This window comes from uncultured Acetobacterium sp., assembly GCF_927416815.1.
Taxonomy (GTDB): domain Bacteria; phylum Bacillota; class Clostridia; order Eubacteriales; family Eubacteriaceae; genus Acetobacterium.
On record NZ_CAKMJU010000132.1, the window covers coordinates 42,530 to 59,813 of the forward strand.

The window sequence follows — 17,284 nt, forward strand, 5'->3', positions numbered from 1 at the left end:
GCAAGTTTATCACTAACCTGAATAACTGATCAATTTTGATCAGTTATTTTTTTGTGGCGGCTGTCGGTTGTAAAAAAGCGTAATTTCTATTATACTGGTAGTAACAGATCGTTCGAAAAAAACAAATTGCTTTAGAAATAGAAGGGTGACCGATGAAAAATGATATGAAAATTGCCGTCTTAATTGATGCTGATAATGTCTCGGATAAATATATCAAGTATATATTTGATGAAATCTCCAACCTGGGCATGCCCACCTTTAAACGCATCTACGGTGACTGGACCAAACCCCAGCTGGGTTCCTGGAAAACGGTACTACTTAACTATTCCATTACCCCGATTCAGCAATACAGCTACACTACCGGAAAAAATGCCACCGATGCGGCACTGATAATTGATGCCATGGATATTCTTTATTCCAATAACGTTGATGGCTTCTGTATTGTCTCAAGTGATAGTGACTTCACCCGGCTGGCGACGCGACTGCGGGAAGCCGGGATGTATGTCGTCGGAATGGGCGAAAAGAAAACCCCGACCCCCTTTATCTCGGCCTGTGAAAAATTCAAATACCTGGAAGTCCTGGCCAGTGATCCGGAAACTACTGCTGCCGAGGCCGAACAAGCTGAGAGTATTCCCAATGGCAAACAAAGCATTCATAAAGAAGGCATGGCCAATAAAAAGGAACTGATTCAGTCACTCAAAACGATCATCACCGAAAGCTCCGATGAAGACGGCTGGGCCAATCTCGGCGAGGTCGGCTCCCGGCTCAATAATCGCTATCCCGATTTTGATACCCGGAACTATGGGCACTCAAAGCTGCGACCGCTAATTTTATCCCTGAATCAATTTGAAATTGAAGCGCGCCGAACCAGCAAAAATCAGAATTCCCATTACGTTGTCCGAAACAAAGCAAAGCAACGGTAGTGCTATGCGGGTTTATCGACTTGAAAATGACGCTTTTACAAGAGCTTCGCTTGAACAGCTTGACCCAGACAACAATCAAATCCACCTCTGTATTTTAGACTTCGCCGAGCTGGCAGCAGTCGGCGGCAAGCTGGGAATCGGCGAGCGACAAGTTGACGAATGTCTGAACAGCCGCTCATCAAAATTCGACAGCTATGATGGCTTTGATTTTATTACCATTATTCTTCCCGAAGCCATCTCCCAGGATCTCAAACCGCAGCGGATCTCTATCTATTTCCGGGCTGATTTGCTTGTTTTTGTGTCAGATCGCAGCCACTTTATCGATGATATTGTCCGCAACACCCAAACCGAAGGGATTAAGGTTCACAGCCTGGGGAAATTTTTTCATTTGTTTTTTGATAAACTGACCTTTGATGATCGAGAAGTATTGGTTGCGATTGAAGAGGAAATCTCCAGTCTGGAAGAAGAATTTATTGTCTCGATCAAAAATGATCTGGCGGATTACCTGATCACCTTCCGCAAGCGTCTGCTGCGTCTGAAGCAATATTATGAACAGCTTTTTGAAATTTCTGAGGCCATCGAAGAAAATGAAAATAACCTGATTGATAAAAAGGAACTGCGCTATTTTAAAATTCTCACCAATCGGATCAATCGATTGTTTACCAATGTGCTGAACCTCCGGGATTATGGCACTCAGGTGAGGGAAGCCTACCAGGCTCAGCTGGACATTAACCTCAATAAGGTCATGAAGATTTTTACCGTGGTGACTTCCATTTTCCTGCCGCTGACCCTGATTGTCGGCTGGTACGGCATGAACATCATGATGCCCGAGTTTCATTGGGAGTACGGTTATCCCTTTGTGATTGTTTTATGCATTGTGGTTGCCGCCGGTACACTGCTTTATTTCAAAAAAAACAAGTGGTTTTAACCCCACTTGTTAAGACAATTGCCCAGTGTGCGGGCGAGGGTCTGACCCCTTGGTCATCACGGATCGCCCCTTGTTAAATCTTTAATTGAACCTATATAGCAAAGAAAAACGAAAAAAGGCTGATCGCGCTCGTTTTAGAGCGTGATCAGCCTCGTTTTGCTGTCCTACTTATCTCATCACATGAATCGCTTCGCCTTTGACAGCATGGGCGGCTTCCATTAGGGCTTCGCCGACGGTCGGGTGGGCATGGATGGTCGACATCAGTTCGTCTACGGTCGCTTCCAGGCGAATCGCCAGGGCTCCTTCGACAATCAGATCGGTGGCTCTTGGTCCGGCCATGTGCAGTCCCAGGATTTCGCCGGTGGCCGCATCGGTTACGTATTTGACCACTCCGGTGGTTTCGCCCATGATCATCGCTTTACCATTGATCGCGACTGGAAAATTACCGACCTTTACTTGATAGCCAGCTTCCCTGGCCTGAGCCTCGGTGAGCCCGACACTGGCCAGTTCCGGTTTGGTATAGACACAATAGGGGATCGTTTTAAAATCAATTTGGGATCGCTTCCCGAAAATCGTCTCAACCGCAAAGATCCCTTCAGCCGATGCCACATGGGCCAGCATCACCCCACCATTGCAATCACCGACTGCATAGATGTTTGGGACATTGGTCTGCATTTTGTGGTTGACTTTAATCGCTCCGCTTACGGTTTCAAGGCCGACCTGATTGAGTTCTAAGCTATCAATCACTGGTTTTCGACCGACCGAAAGCAGCACTTTTTGAGCAGTAATAATTCTTTCGCCCGCTTTTGAACTGGTCGTGACCGCTAGACCTTGGGGGTCTTCCTGGATTGATTCGACCCTGGTGTTGGTAAAGATTTCGACGCCATCTTTAATTAATTTGTCTTTTAGCGGCTTGACAATGTCCTGATCCATATTGGCAACAATCTCCGGTAACATTTCAATGATCGTGACCTTGCAACCAAAAGCATTGTAGACGCTGGCAAATTCACAACCGATAACGCCACCGCCAATGATACACATACTTTTGGGAACAGCTTCCAATGACAGCGCCGTATCACTGGTAATCACATCCGGATGATTAGAGCCCGGTATCGGCGGAATCACCGGGGTTGACCCGCTGGCAATGATCGCAAAATCAAAATCGATCAGTGTTGCTGCGGTGCCCGATGCGTCTTGATTTTCAGTGATCACTTTAATTTGATGGTTGTTAACAAAAACACCGGTACCCATTATTTTGGTAACGCTGTTATTTTTTAATAAACCATTGACACCGCCAACCAATTTTTTAATAATTTTGTTTTTTCTTTTCTGGAGTTTTGTCCAGTCAGCTTCATAGCCAGAAATTGTAATGCCCAGTTCTTTAGCATCATTTTCCAGCGCATCAATCAGTTCGGTGGTATGGAGCAGCACCTTGGTGGGAATACAGCCGACATTGAGGCAAGTTCCACCGAGAAATTTGTTTTCAACCAGGGTTACCTCAGCGCCTAACTGAGCCGCCCGGATGGCTGCTACATAGCCGCCCGGACCGCCTCCTAAAATTACAATCTTCATCGTTTCGCCTCCATTACAATAACAACAATCCGGGTTTTTCAATCAGCTCTTTGAGTCTGGCCACAAAGGCAGCCGCTACCGAACCATCAACCACCCGATGATCAGCGGTCAAACTGAGGTTCATCATCGGTTTAATGACCACCTGGCCATCCACCACCATCGGCGTATCGATGATCGTATTAACGCCCAATATGGCAACCTCCGGCTGATTGATAATCGGCGTGAAGGATTCCATCCCAAACATCCCAATATTGGTCAGGGTAAAGGTTCCTCCGCTTATTTGATCGGTTTCCAGTTCATTGTTTCGGGCTTTTTCCGCTAAGGCTTTGATTTCTGCCGAAATCTGACCCAGATCTAATTTATTAACAAATTTGACCACCGGTACAATCAGTCCATCTGGCAGGGCTACCGCTACACCCATATTGACATAATTTCGGGTGACAATGTCGGTGCCGACAATTGAGCTATTTAAAAGTGGAAACTCCAACAGCGCCCGCGATAATATCTTCACCAGAATGTCGGTATAGGTTATTTTTGCAGTGCCTTTTAATTCTTCTCTAAGCTGTTTCATGGCCGTCGTATCGACCCGCTGGTTGTAGTTAACGGTGGCCGAGGTTTCCTGACTGGCTGACATCCGACTGGCAATAATTTTTCGCATTGCTGACATCGGCTTGGTGAATTCCTGGGGATCGGCATATTTAAGGAAATCGGCATTTTGTTTAAAAGCCAGCACATCAGCCTTCATAATCCGGCCATCCTTATTAATCTGACCGGGATCGACGCCCAAACCGGCGGCAACCACTCCGGCTGTCGGGGAAATTTTCGGCTGCACGGTTTTTGCCTTTTCGGCAAACTCGGCGACATCTTTTTCGGTAATGGCTCCCTGCGGACCAGTGCCGGTTACCTGGGAAATGTCAATGTTTAGGTCGGCGGCGATTTTCTTGGTTCGGGCAGACGCTTTAACCCGCCCACCGACTGCCGGTGCGGGCGATTGATAATCGCCCCTACTGGATGATGCTGCGGCGACCTGATCCGGCTCTGATGCTGGCTTAACTTCAGCAGCAGGGCTGTCGCCGGCCTTTTCCGCTTCAGCCAGCAGGGCTGAAATATCTTCATCAGCTTTTCCGATAATGGCAATCGGCTTTAGCACCTCGACGGTGCCCTCGGTTACCAATATCTTTTTAATGACTCCTTCTCCCGGTGATTCAAACTCTTTAGTTATTTTATCGGTTTCCACATCGAAAATAATTTCACCCATCGCGACGCTATCGCCTTCTTTTTTTCGCCAATTGGCAATATTCCCTTCAGTCATCGTCAATCCGAGCTTGGGCATTACTAAAAACTTAGCCATAATGCAATCCTCCTGTTATTTTACAAAACTTTAAAAAATCCGTTTTTCTGTCCCACTTCGATGGCTTTTTTAACATCGACATGCCACGGCCCGTTGCGGCTGATTTTAAAGGTAAAGTCCTGGTTTTGATGGAATTCAATTTCTCGTTCACCATCGAGTGCAATGGTTCCCCGGCAATAGGTGGTAAATGTATATTTTTCGTTAAAATTTAAAATCACCGGTTCACTGGTACCAATCGCCAGAACAATCCCCGCTGACATCGGTATTTTTATTTTAGGGGCATCTTTATCAATGCTGACATAGGCGCCATAATCGTCTGCTTCGGTGATAATGGTTTTTCCTCCCACCACAGCTGAAAAACCGATCGAGGCGGGATGACTTCGGGCTACGAAGATCTTTTCGATATCTTCAACTCGCCAAATCGCCCGGGAACCGACAAAGATATCCCGGGAAATCACCGCATCGATCAGCGCAATATCCCGAAGCTGCCCATCGGTGTAAATTTCTATAATCTTATCTCTATTAGAATAGACATTTTTGTCAAATTTATGGGAAGCCACTACTGCCGCGGCGATGCCGGCAATCGTACCTTCAATCATATCTGGATAGACATTGTTGGTGCCGGTGGAGATCGAAATCATCGGAATCTCGCCGATGTCTTTGGCCACCGCCCGATTGGTGCCATCACCCCCCAGGGTGACAATACAACCCGCGTTTTTTTGATTCATCAATTGAACCGCTTTATAGGTATCTTCGACCGTGTCCTCCTTATAAAAATCGAACACTTCAATTTGACATTGCAACTCGCCGGAAGTTTTAAGCTTATCCTCCACGCGATAACCCATATTGTAAGGATCTGGCATCATATAAACCCGATCCACCCCATTTTGCTGGGCACCCAGGATGATCCGCTCAACAATATTTATTTTTTCATTATTATCAATCACCGTTGCATGAGCAACCAGTCGTCTGATGTCCTTTCCTGAAGCAGGATTGGCAATTATTCCGATTGAATTCATAAGTCCACCACCTTTTTCTGTCTTTAAAACGCATTAATAATTAGCCCATAACGTAGTACCGACAATTGTTACATCATATTGTTTGCATCGGGGCGAACAGGTTGATAAACCTGTCCGATCCTGCGCGAAGGCAACGAGCCAATCACAAGCTTTGCTTGTAGTTGGCGACTGCCCGCGACTTACACGAAATAAGCGTAGCGGATTTCGTGTAGCGCAGCAAACAATAGATTAACAATTGGTCGGTACGGCAGGCATCTTGTAACTCTTAAAAAAATTCTGGAAATAATTTCATCGTTTTCACTCCATTATTTCCAGAACCATGGCCTTTTACCATGTTAATATGTTATTGGTTAAAACAAGGATTTAACCGCCTGAACCACGTCGTCGGCATTTGGCAACACATAAGCTTCCAGATTTCCGGAAAAGGGAATTGGGGTATTGAGGGCACAAACCCGTTTGATCGGGGCATCACATTCGTAGAAGCATTCATCAGCAATAATAGCGGCCACTTCTCCCGCATAGCTGCCGCGTTTGGCTTCTTCCGAGACAATCACAACCTTATGGGTTTTCTTAACTGATTCAAAGATCGCTTCGGTATCCAGTGGATAGAGGGATCGCAAATCGACAACTTCGACATCAATGCCATCTTTTTCTAACATTTCGGCTGCTTTTAAGGAATCGTACACCTGTTTACCATAGGTGATAATCGTAACGTCACTACCTTCCCGTTTGATATTCGCTTTTCCCAACGGAATCGGTTTGACCTCATCTTCGACTTGGCTGGCAACGGCATACAAGGTTTTATTTTCCAGATAGATAACCGGATTATCATCATCGATGGCTGAGAGCATTAAACCGATGGCGTCCTGAGCATTGGAGGGATAAACTACCTTCAGGCCAGGTACATGGGTAAACCAGGCTTCTAGCGATTGGGAATGCTGGGCAGCAGCTGCGACACCGCCACCGGATGGCAAACGCACCACCATCGGTAGTTTTAGTTTACCGCCAAACATGTAGCGCATTTTAGCGGCCTGATTGACCAACTGATCCATCCCTACGGTGGCAAAGTCAACAAACATCAGCTCTGGAATCGGCCGTAAGCCAACGGCGGCAGCACCAACAGCGGCACCGATAATGGCACCTTCAGAGATGGGGGTGTCCCGGACGCGTTTTTCGCCGAATTCTTCAAATAATCCTGCTGTTACTCCAAAGCATCCGCCAAAGAGACCAACGTCTTCTCCAAAAATAAATACGTCAGGATTTTCCAGCATTTTGATCCGCATTCCTTCTTTGATTCCTTGACCATAAGTGAGCTCTCTCATCTTGATCGTCCCTCCTCTATTATATCGGTGTATACATCTTCAACAGCGGATGATACATCGGGGAATTTACTTGCTTGAGCAAAATCAACGGCTTCTTCAACCAGAGCGTCAATTTTCTCGTTAAGTTTATCCATCTCTTCTTGAGTCATAACCTGGTTTTCAAGCATGTATTTTTCTAGCCTGGGAATCGGATCTTTTTTCTTCCATTGTTCCAATTCGCCTTCTGGCCGGTAAACCGTGGGATCACCTTCGAAATGACCACGCCAGCGATAGGTTTTGCATTCAATAAGGGTTGGTCCCTGACCTTTCCGGGCTCTGGCAACCGCTTCTGAAACAGCTTCAAAGACCGCAAAGACATCATTTCCATCGACCGTAATGCCAGGAATATTGTATGAAACAGCGCGCTGCGAGATGTCGGTGATGTTTTGATGTCTGGCCTGACTGACGGATATTCCGTAGCCGTTATTTTCGCAAATAAAGACAACCGGCAATTTCCAGGTACTGGCTAGATTTAAGCCTTCATGGAAGGTACTCTGGTTGGTTGAGGCATCACCAAAGAAGCAGGCACAAACCTGATCGGTGCCCTTGTACTGAATCCCCAGTGCCGCTCCAGTAGCAATGTTATGGCCAGCACCAACGATCCCATTGGCACCGAGGATGCCCTTGGTTGCATCCGCAATATGCATTGATCCGCCCTTGCCTTTACAATAACCGGTATCTTTGCCATAAAGCTCGGCCATCATGTATTTTAAATCGCCGCCTTTGGCAATAATATGTCCATGACCACGATGGGTAGAGGTGATAAAGTCATCTTCCCGCAAACTTTCACATACCCCCGTTGCAACTGCTTCTTCACCAATATAAAGGTGAACGAATCCGCCAAACTGACCTTCAGCAAAAAGATTCAGCGCCCGATTTTCGAACTTCCTGATTTTTACCATTTTTTCATACATTTCAATGATCGTTTCGTTTGAAATTTTCAAAATAGTTCCTCCTTTTTTATCTGCTTCGCTTATGCGGCATCTGATTCACACGAGTTATTTACACACTTACGGTTACACATACTATCGCTGCTTCAATGGTATTATTGGTATCACCAAAACCGGGAAAGAAAAGACCGGCGGTTGTTAATCCTCCTTTCTCTGCTTTAATGGTCACCGTTCCTACCGGAAAGAGTTTTTTAAGCTCCTCGATCTTTAAATCTTCTGGCCGGGATACGCCAATAATAGCCTCAATCATCATTTTTTCATTCAAATTTTCTTCGGTCAAGCCGTGGATCTCACTCAGCCCAATCAGACAGCTGCGAGAAATTGCGTCTTTAATGGCTTTTGCTGCCGCCTTATTAACATCCTGTCCATGAAAATCCATTCCCATTCCAAATTCAATGATGAACTTTTTAATAAGAGTCACCTCCTTCGTTTTTACCACCTGCTAATCATGGCCGGTGCTAGCACTGCTGCTAAAAAATATCATCTCCGCTTTTATTCTCCAGCCCGGGATGGATATCAAAGCGAACCACACCGACTGCGGCTTTTCCTTTAACGGCTTCACTGATCATCGCCGTTCCCCGATTTCCGAACCCACCGCAGAGTTCGAAGGCGACTACCCCTTCAGCGACTAGCTTCAGGGCTGCATCCACCGCCGATTCGTAGGATGAAACCCCTACTGAGATCAGGGTGACTGCTTCGGTTTCGACCACTGACCGGTGAATCGCCGGATCAGCATTGGGGGCAATAAAAATAAATGCTGCCTTTAACGCCATAAGCAAACCTCCTTGTTTTGATGTTAGTTATATGTCAAGCAATTTTCGTGCCAAACCTGACAAACTTTCTTTTTAAGTAAACATTTATTTAAACGTTTACTAAAACGGCCTTAACTTCCATTTTTACAAGCCATTGAGGGCAGGTCTCGACCAATTATCATCTGATTTTTTCTCTTTTTGAGAATTGAATTCTCAAAAAGAGAAAAGCAGTCTCAATTATGAGACTGCTTTGATTGCGGGCGGTTAATTACCGCCCCGACACACTACCCTACTGTTTGTCGTGATTGATCTATCTGGCCCGGTTGCTAGGGGCGCGCAGGCTGACCGGCTGTTTCACAATTGTCTTAAAATATTGCTGCGCAGTTGGCGCAATTCTGGCGATGTCATCATCAGCTCAGGACTGGCATGTTTAACTGGCACGGCTATTTCTTCGACAATATGAGCTGGCGATCCGTTAATGATATAGATCCGATCCGACAGAAAGATGGCTTCGTCGATATCATGGGTAATAAACAAGACCGAACCCTTGATTTTTTTTAATATTTCCAGCAGGTATTCCTGCATTTTCAGCCGGGTAATGGCATCGAGCCCCCCGAAGGGTTCATCGAGTAGCATGATTTCCCTGGAAAACATGGTCGTCCGCAGCAGTGAAACCCGTTGTTTCATCCCGCCGGACAACTGGATCGGATACTTTTTTCCATCTTCTTCCAGTTGAAAAACCGCCAGCATCTCCTTTACCTTTTCGCGGGCTTCTTTTTTAGGTATGCCGCGAATTTCCAGTGGTAAAATGCCGTTATCAATGACGTTACGCCAGGGCAGCAGCAAATCCTTCTGGTACATATAGCTGACCACCCCGGTTTTTCCGGTCACCTCGGTGCCGTTGACAATGACCTTTCCCGCTTCTGGCTTCAGCAACCCGGCAATGACGTTAAACAGCGTGCTTTTACCGCAGCCGCTAGGACCCAGGACTGAGACAAATTCGCCCTGATTCAGGTAAATATCAATATCTTCAACGATATTTTTATGGTTATACTCCTTGGTTACCCCCATAACCTTAAGTACACAATTATTCTGGTAGGTATTCATTGGTAAAGGCCTCATTGGCATTTAACTGATTTTCCAGCAAGCCCTGATCATTCATCCACTTGCCATAGTTTTCCCAAATTTCAGTACGCATGAGTCCCCATTTTGGGGCATCGCTCTGATATTCACCAGCCAGATACTGCTGCGACGCGACCGCCAGCTCGCGGTCAATTTCGGGGTTATCGATCAATAATAAATCGGCAGCTGCTTCAGGATTTTCAATCGCGTATTGATAGCCTTTGGTCACTGCCCGTAAGAACTTTTTAGCCGTTTCGGGATTCTTTTTTAGATAATCTTCACTGGCAATAATCACCGGGGTATAGTAATCGAGATTTTTGTCGACATCCTGAAGTTTGATAAAATTGATCGGCTCATTCTTCAGCTCGGCCGAAACGCCATCCCAACCATAGAAAATCCAGGTGAAATCAACGTGGTCTTTAACCGCTGTAAAATAGTCCATCGCTCCCACATCGACAATTTCAAGTTTACTAAAATCAGCATTGCTGCCTTCCATTAGCCCCTTTAAAGTCGCTACTTCCATCGGGGAACCCCAGCCGCCATATTTTTTTCCTTCAAAATCTTTGGGGCTGACAATATTACGCCCAACCGGTGAGGCAAAGCCGGAAGTGTTATGCTGGATAATCGCGGCAATGGCCTTTATCGGCAAGGGATTAGCGGCGGTTCTGGCATAGCTTACCTGTTCCTGATAACTGACCCCAAATTCGCCCTGTCCGGCGGCAATCAGATCAGCACTGCCACCTTCGCTGGGTTGAATGATCTCAACCTCGAGGCCTTCTGCTTCAAAATAGCCCAGTTCCTTGGCCACATACAAGCCCGTATGATTGGTATTGGGCACCCAGTCCAGAACCACGGTAATTTCCGCTTCGCTTTTTGGTGTACACCCCGTTAATGTAATCAGAATAATTCCGATCAGTAGTAATAACCGCTTTTTCATTCCTCTTCCTCCTTTAATTTCTCCCAGGGCATCAGCGCCCTTTGAATCCCGGCAATGCCATAAAATAAAATGATCGACAAGACAACAATCACCAGGATCGACGCAAAAACCAGATCCAGGGCAAAGGCATGCCGTGCTCTTAACATGTATACCCCAAGCCCGGCTTTGCCACCTAGCCATTCGCCAATGACCGCTCCCATGATGCTATAGGTTGCGGCAATTTTAAGACCCGAAAAAAAATAAGGCAGGGCGCTGGGAAACTTGATTTTGGCAAAAATCTGACCCTTGCTGGCGCCCATCGAGCGGACCAGATTAATCAGTTCTCCATCAACACTTTGGAGGCCTTCAATCAGGTTTACGGTAATTGGGAAAAAACAGACCAGCACGACCACGAATATTTTTGGGGCGATCCCAAAGCCAAACCACATCGCCAGTAACGGCGCAATCACGATAATCGGCACCGTTTGCGAGATCACCAGCACCGGATAGATCGCTTTTTTGACGATCGGAAACTGATCCATCACAATTGCCATAAGCAGTGATAATAAAACCGCCACCAGCAGGCCGGTCATTCCTTCGAAAAAGGTTACCCCGGTGTGCATTATGATATCCGAGCCGTTTGCGATTAACGCATCGACAATATCGGTGGGGGCTGGGAGGATGTAGCGGGCTACGATAGCTAGGTTAACAACCAACTCCCAGACGACCAGAATGGCGAGAATAAACAGAATCGGGATAAGCTTGTCACTGATATTTTGATACTTTCTCATCAATTGTGACGCCTTCTTCCTTGTAATCAATTTTCACGATTGAAATTACCCGCTGGGCCCCATGTTGGGTGCAGATCGTCTGGGCGCGCTTAACAATCTCCAGGAGTTCATCGAGTTCGCCCTCAATTGACGTCTCAAAAGGACCGACCAGATACTTGAGGCCGGTCTGACTGATCATCTCAATCACCTGATCCACCACGTAATAAATCTCACTGTCCGGTACCACCGGTAAAACCTGTAAGCTTAGATTCACTTTTGCCAAAATTCTCACCTCCATGTTCTGTGATTTTTTCCATTTTATAATTGTAGCATGTTTCATGCCAAAAAAAACCCTTTGAAAAAACATTTAGAACTTTTTCAACGGGCTTATGCTTTATGCGATCTTTAAATTCAATTATATGCTATGGTGATGAATATCATAGGCTTTTATTTTTCGATAGATGGTCGCCTTGCTGATACAGAGCTCTTCAGCTGCTTTTACGGCATTTCCTTTATTAATTAACAGGGCATGCTCAATACTATTTTTTTCCAGATCTTTGAGGGTTTCGCCTTCAATTTGACTGTAAATGGTATGATCATCCTTTTCTTTTTCCAGCGCTTGGATATCATCAATCTGATCACCCATTGACATATAGTAACCGCGCTGAACGATGTTTTTTAGTTCTCGCACATTTCCTTCCCATTTATATTCCTGAAGGTTTCTTATGAATTTTTCAGAAAAGTACTTTTTACCACCACTGTTTTCCTGGTTTAATTGTTCAAGGAAATATTGACCCAATACCAAAATATCTTCGCGTCTTCTTTTTAGTGGCAGCAATCTCAGGTTGATCACATTGAGCCTGAAATACAGATCCTGCCTGAAGGCATCCTTTGACATTTCATTGAGCAAATTCCGATTGGTTGCTGCAATAATTCGAACATCGAGCTTCCGTTCATAGTTCCCGCCAATTCGCATCACCTTATTCTCATCCAAAACTCTTAATAACTTTGGCTGCATCTCGATGGGAATTTCACCGATTTCATCGAGAAACAGGGTGCCGCCATTGGCTAACTCAAATTTGCCGGGCATTCCCCCCTTAACGGCGCCAGTAAACGATCCGGTTTCGTAACCAAAAAATTCACTCTCGACCAGCTCCTTGGGAATGGCCGCACAATTAATCGCAATAAAGGGGCCGTTTCGCCGCTGGCTTTCATTGTGAATCGATTGCGCAAATAATTCTTTGCCAGTACCACTTTCTCCTTCGATCAGCACCGAGCAATCTGTCTTAGAAATTCTCTTGGCCGTATTGATCAGCTCCAGCATCGTCTTGTTTTTGGTAATAATCTTGTCAAAGGTATAGTTTGCCCGGAAACCTGCCAGTTTGTTGATCTCTTTACGCACCTGTTTAGACTCCCGAATCACCAGCACCGCTCCCATCACTTTCTCGTTAAAAGCGACCGGGGTAATATCTAAAAAACAGTCAATTTTTCTTGAACCAATAAAGAGGGTGATATCAGAATAAGAAAATTTTCGTTTGTTAATCAGAATATTGTCGACCACATCAATGTCTTTTAAGACATCGCTCATATCGAGCTTTAAAATATCTTCTTCAGTCATTTGAAACAACTCAGAAATTTTATGATTTAATTTTTTTACGCGCAGCTCGGTATCAATAATCATTAATCCATTGAGAATTGAATCCAGTGCTACATCCATCAATTTGTACGAGTCAACAATCTCTGTTCGCATTTCCTGGCTTAGCCGATCACCGTTTTTCAATTTTTCCATTAAGGTCACTATTTCCATGAATTTTACCTCCAATTGAATCACCAGTTCTAATTAATAATTCCATGTTAAACCCTAACAAAGGTTTCCCGACCGTACTCAATTGATTGGCATGGTGCAAGCACTTTTTTGATGGCAAAAGAAGCTTAGCGCTAGCCAAGTTTTTCTGCCATGGTTTTTGTCAGTTTGACTAGTAATTCGCCATTATATGAGCCGCTCGGCAAATGTTCGGTGCGGCCATTAAAGATTTGCTGGGCAGCCACCGCATAAGACCGGGCAATACTGGCAAAAGATCCTTCTTTGATGGTTGGATTAATATTTTTGGCAACAATTGAAATGGTGCTATCACGATTTAACAGGATTTCAAAGGCGCGAAAATTCTGCGGAAAATCCCGCAGCGATGCCGTTTCAACCACCCAGAAACTACGCTCCGGCTGATCCGGATCCGGCGATATTACAGGGGTTATGGTGTTGCGGTGACGATGCCCCGAGACCCAGAGAATCAGATTGGGATAGGATTGCAGTTTTTTTATCAGTTGCTGTTCCGATACCGGAGAAATCGTGCTCCAGGACATAAACGGCTTAGTCAATGGTTCCTGATATTTTACTCCAATCGGGATATGGGCGGCGATAATCATCAGTTTTCGCTCTTGCTGACCGCTCTCAAGTTCCTCCACCAGCCAATCAAAACGCTCCTGATCAAGGGAGCCATGGGCATAACCGAGGACGTTGGGTTCGTCTTCCCGTTGGGTATTATCCAGTACAATCACCTTAATCGGAACCCCTTCTTTGGGCTCAAAGCTGTAGCAGGCAAAACCGCTTTTTAGCTGTTCTGTCTTAAAGCCATGACCAACTGGCTGGGTTTGAGTATCGAAAAATTCCTTCATCCATTCGATCCGCGACAGAAACCGCCGATTGGGATCCTCAGTCAGCGGTTTTTGCGGTTTATCCGGCCAGCTATGATCATGATTGCCAATAATCTGATACCAGGGGATTTGCCGATTTAGTCCGACTGCCATAAAATCGTCGTAAAAGGCTTTTCGAGGACCGACCCGGGGATTGGCATTAACCCCGAAATCCAAATTTATTTCTTTGCCGTCAAAAACATCAATCGACCAGCGCAGTTCGTTATACTGAGCATTGTTGGTATTATCACCCATCGATAAGCCAAAATCGAGCGGGTTTTGATGATGGATGGCATTAACCGAATGAATCGCACCATCTAGTACGTGGCTGCTATAGTGCATCATTTCCGAATACACTGAGACGATTCCACCACCATGTTTTGAATAGATGCCGTGACCCGGAAACTCGCCATCGGTAAGATGGATATCGGTTATGGTAAAGAAATGGAGCAATTGTTTTTGCTGATTCTGATCCTGAACCGGTTTTTGATCCTGATAGTCAGCCGGCATCAGATCCAACCGTATTTCCGGTTCCTGATTGGGCTCTGCCCGCCATCCGCCATAGCCGTCTTTGGCATAGCAGACAATTTCAGTATCCGTTACCCGCGGTGAGGTGGCCAGTACTGGATCTAAATAAAAGGTATAGGCTTTTTTTTCGGAGTTGAAATCGCTTTGGGTCTCATTGACTGGCACCGCAACGGGAATGATCCGCTGTTCTATTTCTTTTAGTTGCTTTGTTAGGCGATTAGATTTTTTTGATCGTTTATTTCCCATTTATTCGCCTCAACAATTTCCTGCATAGACAAAGTCCAGCGATTCTCTGGCTATCTCGGCCAGATGATAAACTTGGGAAATATCGGTAGCATTCCGGTCAGTCATTTCATATCTTGGAAAAAACCGCGACAGGTGGAGGGGAATACTTGACCCCACTGAAGCCAGCCACTGCGATAAAGCTCTAATTCCTGCTTCACTATCATTTTCTCCGGGAACGATCAGCGTGGTCACTTCAATATGGGTGGTCTCACTGGCCAATCTGATCGTCTGTCTGACCGTTTCCAGATCCCCGCTGATTTTTTTGTAAAAATCCTGATTAAAGGCTTTCAGATCAATGTTCAGCGCATCGATGTCGGGGAGGATTTCCCGGAGCGGTTCCTTGCAAAAGCAGCCATTGGTTACCAGGACATTTTTCAAACCGTTCTTTTTTGCCTCGCTGGCACAATCCCGGACAAATTCATAACCCACCAGAGGCTCATTATAGGTGTAGGCCAGCCCGATATTGCCTTCGCCGACCAGTCTCAGGGCATTGGCTACCAGGCCTTGGGGACTCATTCTGCGACCATGTGCAGTTTCCATCCCGGCCATCGAAATTTCGTAGTTCTGACAAAATGAACACCTTAAATTACAGCCGAAACTTCCGACTGATAAAATTTTCGATCCCGGATAAAAATGGCGCAATGGTTTTTTTTCAATCGGATCCAGGGCGATGGCCGTAACCACACCATAATTTAAATCCTCAATGACATCGAAGCGGTTAATCCGCGCCCGACAAAAGCCAATCTCACCCTCATCCAATTTACAATGATGGGGACAAAGCCGACATGCTATTTTACTCACAGTTTTTCCACCCTTCGTTGATTTACCCTTAACTATCTATTCTTAAGAAAACAATCCTTGCTGACCCAACTAAAAAAGGAAAACGCCTGATGTCTTCCTTCTTCTGCTCGCTATTCTCTTCATACCCAAATCTTTTGTTTAAAAATCACCCCGCGGCGATTAAATAGCCTTTTTCTTGTAAACTTTTTTCAACTGCTAAAAGAATCTCCGCTGTGGCTGCTTCGACGGTATGGTAATGAAACTTGCCGGTGAGTTTCATGAGCGGGCTGGTCTTTTTTTCTTCTAGCCCGGTTACAAAGTTGTCGACATCTTTCCGGGTGGCCAGAAATAAATTGACCTGAATTTTCCCGTAGATATCATGAATCACAAAAACATCCTTGACGAAACCGCCGGCGTCAATAATGGTATAAAGCTCGTCAGCAATTTCTTCGTGACTGTGATACACCTTAAAGATCTTTTCCTTAGGCGGCGGATCAACAATAATATAGCCTTTATTGGTCGAGATAATATTATAGTGGGCAGCTTTTAGAAGGGCAATATCCTGAACAATGCTTTGCCGACTGACCTTAAAAATTTCAGACAAGGCGGCTCCTGATACTGGTTCCCGGGAAGACCGGAGTGTCTTGACAATATCTTCCTGTCTTTGTTGTTTTTTCATCGGTTACACTGCTCCTTTTTATGTATTCTGCTGACTTACAAAAGCTGCAGATTTTTCATCGATAAATCAAGAATCGGTGAGGAATGGGTCAGCCCGCCACAGGAGATAAAGTCCACCCCGATATGGCCAAGTTCTTGTAAGCGTGCTTCGGTGACATTCCCCGAGCATTCACTGATGGCTCTGCCATCAATGATTTTAATGGCCATCTTGATGGTATCGACATCCATGTTATCGAGCATGATAATGTCGGCTCCGGCTGCTAGCGCATCGCTTAACATCTCCAGATTTTCCACCTCAACCTCAATCTTCCGGACAAAGGGGGCATATTTTTTTGTCGCGGCTATCGCTTCTTTTACGCCACCAGCGGCATTGATATGATTGTCCTTGATCAGAATGCCATCAGATAAATTATAACGATGGTTATATCCACCACCGACCGTCACCGCATATTTTTCAAAAATCCGCATATTGGGGGTGGTTTTGCGGGTATCCAGTAATCGGGTTTTGGTGCCTTTTAAATAGTTGGCCAGTTTGCGGGTATGGGTGGCGATGCCACTCATCCGTTGCAGATAATTCAGGGCAGTGCGCTCACCGGAGAGCAGGGTTCGGGCATCGGCTTTCACGACCGCCACAAGATCCCCTGGTTTGACGGGTTCA

Annotated in this window: 18 protein-coding genes; 2 read left to right on the top strand and 16 right to left on the bottom strand. The window is 45.6% G+C overall.

Translation table 11 applies throughout. From position 1 onward, the window contains the following. Positions 1 to 152: 152 nt before the first annotated feature. Together QZ998_RS15995 and QZ998_RS16000 are read left to right on the top strand one after the other, a co-directional pair. Entirely contained in the window at positions 153 to 923 is a 771-nt protein-coding gene (locus QZ998_RS15995) for an NYN domain-containing protein (protein ID WP_296561832.1), read from the top strand. Further along, positions 847 to 1,851, top strand: a complete 1,005-nt coding sequence (locus tag QZ998_RS16000; RefSeq protein ID WP_296561833.1) for a CorA family divalent cation transporter — start codon at positions 847 to 849, stop codon at positions 1,849 to 1,851. Before QZ998_RS15995 ends, QZ998_RS16000 begins: the two co-directional genes overlap by 77 nt. A gap of 168 nt (positions 1,852 to 2,019) precedes the next feature. Here the strand turns inward: QZ998_RS16000 and lpdA are convergent, their stop codons facing one another. The 16 genes from lpdA to nadC form a co-directional block, all read right to left on the bottom strand. Beyond that, positions 2,020 to 3,423 carry a dihydrolipoyl dehydrogenase gene (gene lpdA, locus QZ998_RS16005; protein WP_296561834.1) on the bottom strand — a complete coding sequence of 468 codons (1,404 nt, stop codon included), beginning with the start codon at positions 3,421 to 3,423 and terminating at the stop codon, positions 2,020 to 2,022. Between the two features lie 13 nt (positions 3,424 to 3,436). Continuing rightward, a complete protein-coding gene (locus tag QZ998_RS16010) occupies positions 3,437 to 4,774 on the bottom strand; it encodes a dihydrolipoamide acetyltransferase family protein (RefSeq protein WP_296561835.1) in 1,338 nt (445 codons plus the stop codon). 20 nt (positions 4,775 to 4,794) lie between these two features. Next, positions 4,795 to 5,793 (bottom strand): NAD(+)/NADH kinase, encoded by a 999-nt coding sequence (locus QZ998_RS16015; protein ID WP_296561836.1) that lies wholly within the window; start codon positions 5,791 to 5,793, stop codon positions 4,795 to 4,797. Between the two features lie 350 nt (positions 5,794 to 6,143). Next, positions 6,144 to 7,115 (bottom strand): alpha-ketoacid dehydrogenase subunit beta, encoded by a 972-nt coding sequence (locus QZ998_RS16020; RefSeq protein WP_296561837.1) that lies wholly within the window; start codon positions 7,113 to 7,115, stop codon positions 6,144 to 6,146. Continuing rightward, complete coding sequence (locus QZ998_RS16025) at positions 7,112 to 8,101, bottom strand: thiamine pyrophosphate-dependent dehydrogenase E1 component subunit alpha (RefSeq protein ID WP_296561849.1); 990 nt, start codon at positions 8,099 to 8,101, stop codon at positions 7,112 to 7,114. The genes QZ998_RS16020 and QZ998_RS16025 overlap by 4 nt, the downstream gene beginning before the upstream one ends. Before the next feature lie 55 nt (positions 8,102 to 8,156). Continuing rightward, entirely contained in the window at positions 8,157 to 8,525 is a 369-nt protein-coding gene (locus QZ998_RS16030) for a Lin0512 family protein (protein ID WP_296561838.1), read from the bottom strand. 49 nt (positions 8,526 to 8,574) lie between these two features. Further along, positions 8,575 to 8,877 (bottom strand): DUF6506 family protein, encoded by a 303-nt coding sequence (locus tag QZ998_RS16035; protein WP_296561839.1) that lies wholly within the window; start codon positions 8,875 to 8,877, stop codon positions 8,575 to 8,577. A 333-nt stretch (positions 8,878 to 9,210) separates the two neighbouring features. After that, a complete protein-coding gene (locus tag QZ998_RS16040) occupies positions 9,211 to 9,963 on the bottom strand; it encodes an ABC transporter ATP-binding protein (RefSeq protein WP_296561840.1) in 753 nt (250 codons plus the stop codon). After that, positions 9,944 to 10,915 (bottom strand): ABC transporter substrate-binding protein, encoded by a 972-nt coding sequence (locus tag QZ998_RS16045; protein WP_296561841.1) that lies wholly within the window; start codon positions 10,913 to 10,915, stop codon positions 9,944 to 9,946. The genes QZ998_RS16040 and QZ998_RS16045 overlap by 20 nt, the downstream gene beginning before the upstream one ends. Next, positions 10,912 to 11,685: an ABC transporter permease gene (locus tag QZ998_RS16050; protein ID WP_296561842.1), complete on the bottom strand. Its 774-nt coding sequence runs from the start codon at positions 11,683 to 11,685 to the stop codon at positions 10,912 to 10,914. Before QZ998_RS16050 ends, QZ998_RS16045 begins: the two co-directional genes overlap by 4 nt. Then, positions 11,660 to 11,947 carry a thiamine-binding protein gene (locus tag QZ998_RS16055; RefSeq protein WP_296561843.1) on the bottom strand — a complete coding sequence of 96 codons (288 nt, stop codon included), beginning with the start codon at positions 11,945 to 11,947 and terminating at the stop codon, positions 11,660 to 11,662. Before QZ998_RS16055 ends, QZ998_RS16050 begins: the two co-directional genes overlap by 26 nt. A 132-nt stretch (positions 11,948 to 12,079) precedes the next feature. Further along, positions 12,080 to 13,471: a sigma 54-interacting transcriptional regulator gene (locus tag QZ998_RS16060; RefSeq protein ID WP_296561844.1), complete on the bottom strand. Its 1,392-nt coding sequence runs from the start codon at positions 13,469 to 13,471 to the stop codon at positions 12,080 to 12,082. A gap of 131 nt (positions 13,472 to 13,602) precedes the next feature. After that, a complete protein-coding gene (locus QZ998_RS16065; RefSeq protein WP_296561845.1) occupies positions 13,603 to 15,129 on the bottom strand; it encodes a metallophosphoesterase in 1,527 nt (508 codons plus the stop codon). Positions 15,130 to 15,138: 9 nt separating this feature from the next. Continuing rightward, positions 15,139 to 15,969 carry an AmmeMemoRadiSam system radical SAM enzyme gene (gene amrS / locus QZ998_RS16070; RefSeq protein WP_296561846.1) on the bottom strand — a complete coding sequence of 277 codons (831 nt, stop codon included), beginning with the start codon at positions 15,967 to 15,969 and terminating at the stop codon, positions 15,139 to 15,141. A gap of 145 nt (positions 15,970 to 16,114) precedes the next feature. Continuing rightward, a complete protein-coding gene (locus QZ998_RS16075) occupies positions 16,115 to 16,627 on the bottom strand; it encodes a transcription repressor NadR (RefSeq protein ID WP_296561847.1) in 513 nt (170 codons plus the stop codon). A gap of 35 nt (positions 16,628 to 16,662) precedes the next feature. Continuing rightward, positions 16,663 to 17,284: carboxylating nicotinate-nucleotide diphosphorylase (gene nadC / locus QZ998_RS16080; RefSeq protein ID WP_296561848.1), on the bottom strand; the 622-nt coding region annotated here is incomplete at its 5' end.

Coding starts and splice junctions, on each gene's coding strand:
- QZ998_RS15995 (WP_296561832.1), top strand. CDS start 153: ATGAAAAATGATATGAAAATTGCCGTCTTAATTGATGCTGATAATGTC.
- lpdA (WP_296561834.1), bottom strand. CDS start 3,423: ATGAAGATTGTAATTTTAGGAGGCGGTCCGGGCGGCTATGTAGCAGCC.
- QZ998_RS16010 (WP_296561835.1), bottom strand. CDS start 4,774: ATGGCTAAGTTTTTAGTAATGCCCAAGCTCGGATTGACGATGACTGAA.
- QZ998_RS16015 (WP_296561836.1), bottom strand. CDS start 5,793: ATGAATTCAATCGGAATAATTGCCAATCCTGCTTCAGGAAAGGACATC.
- QZ998_RS16020 (WP_296561837.1), bottom strand. CDS start 7,115: ATGAGAGAGCTCACTTATGGTCAAGGAATCAAAGAAGGAATGCGGATC.
- QZ998_RS16035 (WP_296561839.1), bottom strand. CDS start 8,877: ATGGCGTTAAAGGCAGCATTTATTTTTATTGCCCCCAATGCTGATCCG.
- QZ998_RS16040 (WP_296561840.1), bottom strand. CDS start 9,963: ATGAATACCTACCAGAATAATTGTGTACTTAAGGTTATGGGGGTAACC.
- QZ998_RS16045 (WP_296561841.1), bottom strand. CDS start 10,915: ATGAAAAAGCGGTTATTACTACTGATCGGAATTATTCTGATTACATTA.
- QZ998_RS16050 (WP_296561842.1), bottom strand. CDS start 11,685: ATGAGAAAGTATCAAAATATCAGTGACAAGCTTATCCCGATTCTGTTT.
- QZ998_RS16060 (WP_296561844.1), bottom strand. CDS start 13,471: ATGGAAATAGTGACCTTAATGGAAAAATTGAAAAACGGTGATCGGCTA.
- QZ998_RS16065 (WP_296561845.1), bottom strand. CDS start 15,129: ATGGGAAATAAACGATCAAAAAAATCTAATCGCCTAACAAAGCAACTA.
- QZ998_RS16075 (WP_296561847.1), bottom strand. CDS start 16,627: ATGAAAAAACAACAAAGACAGGAAGATATTGTCAAGACACTCCGGTCT.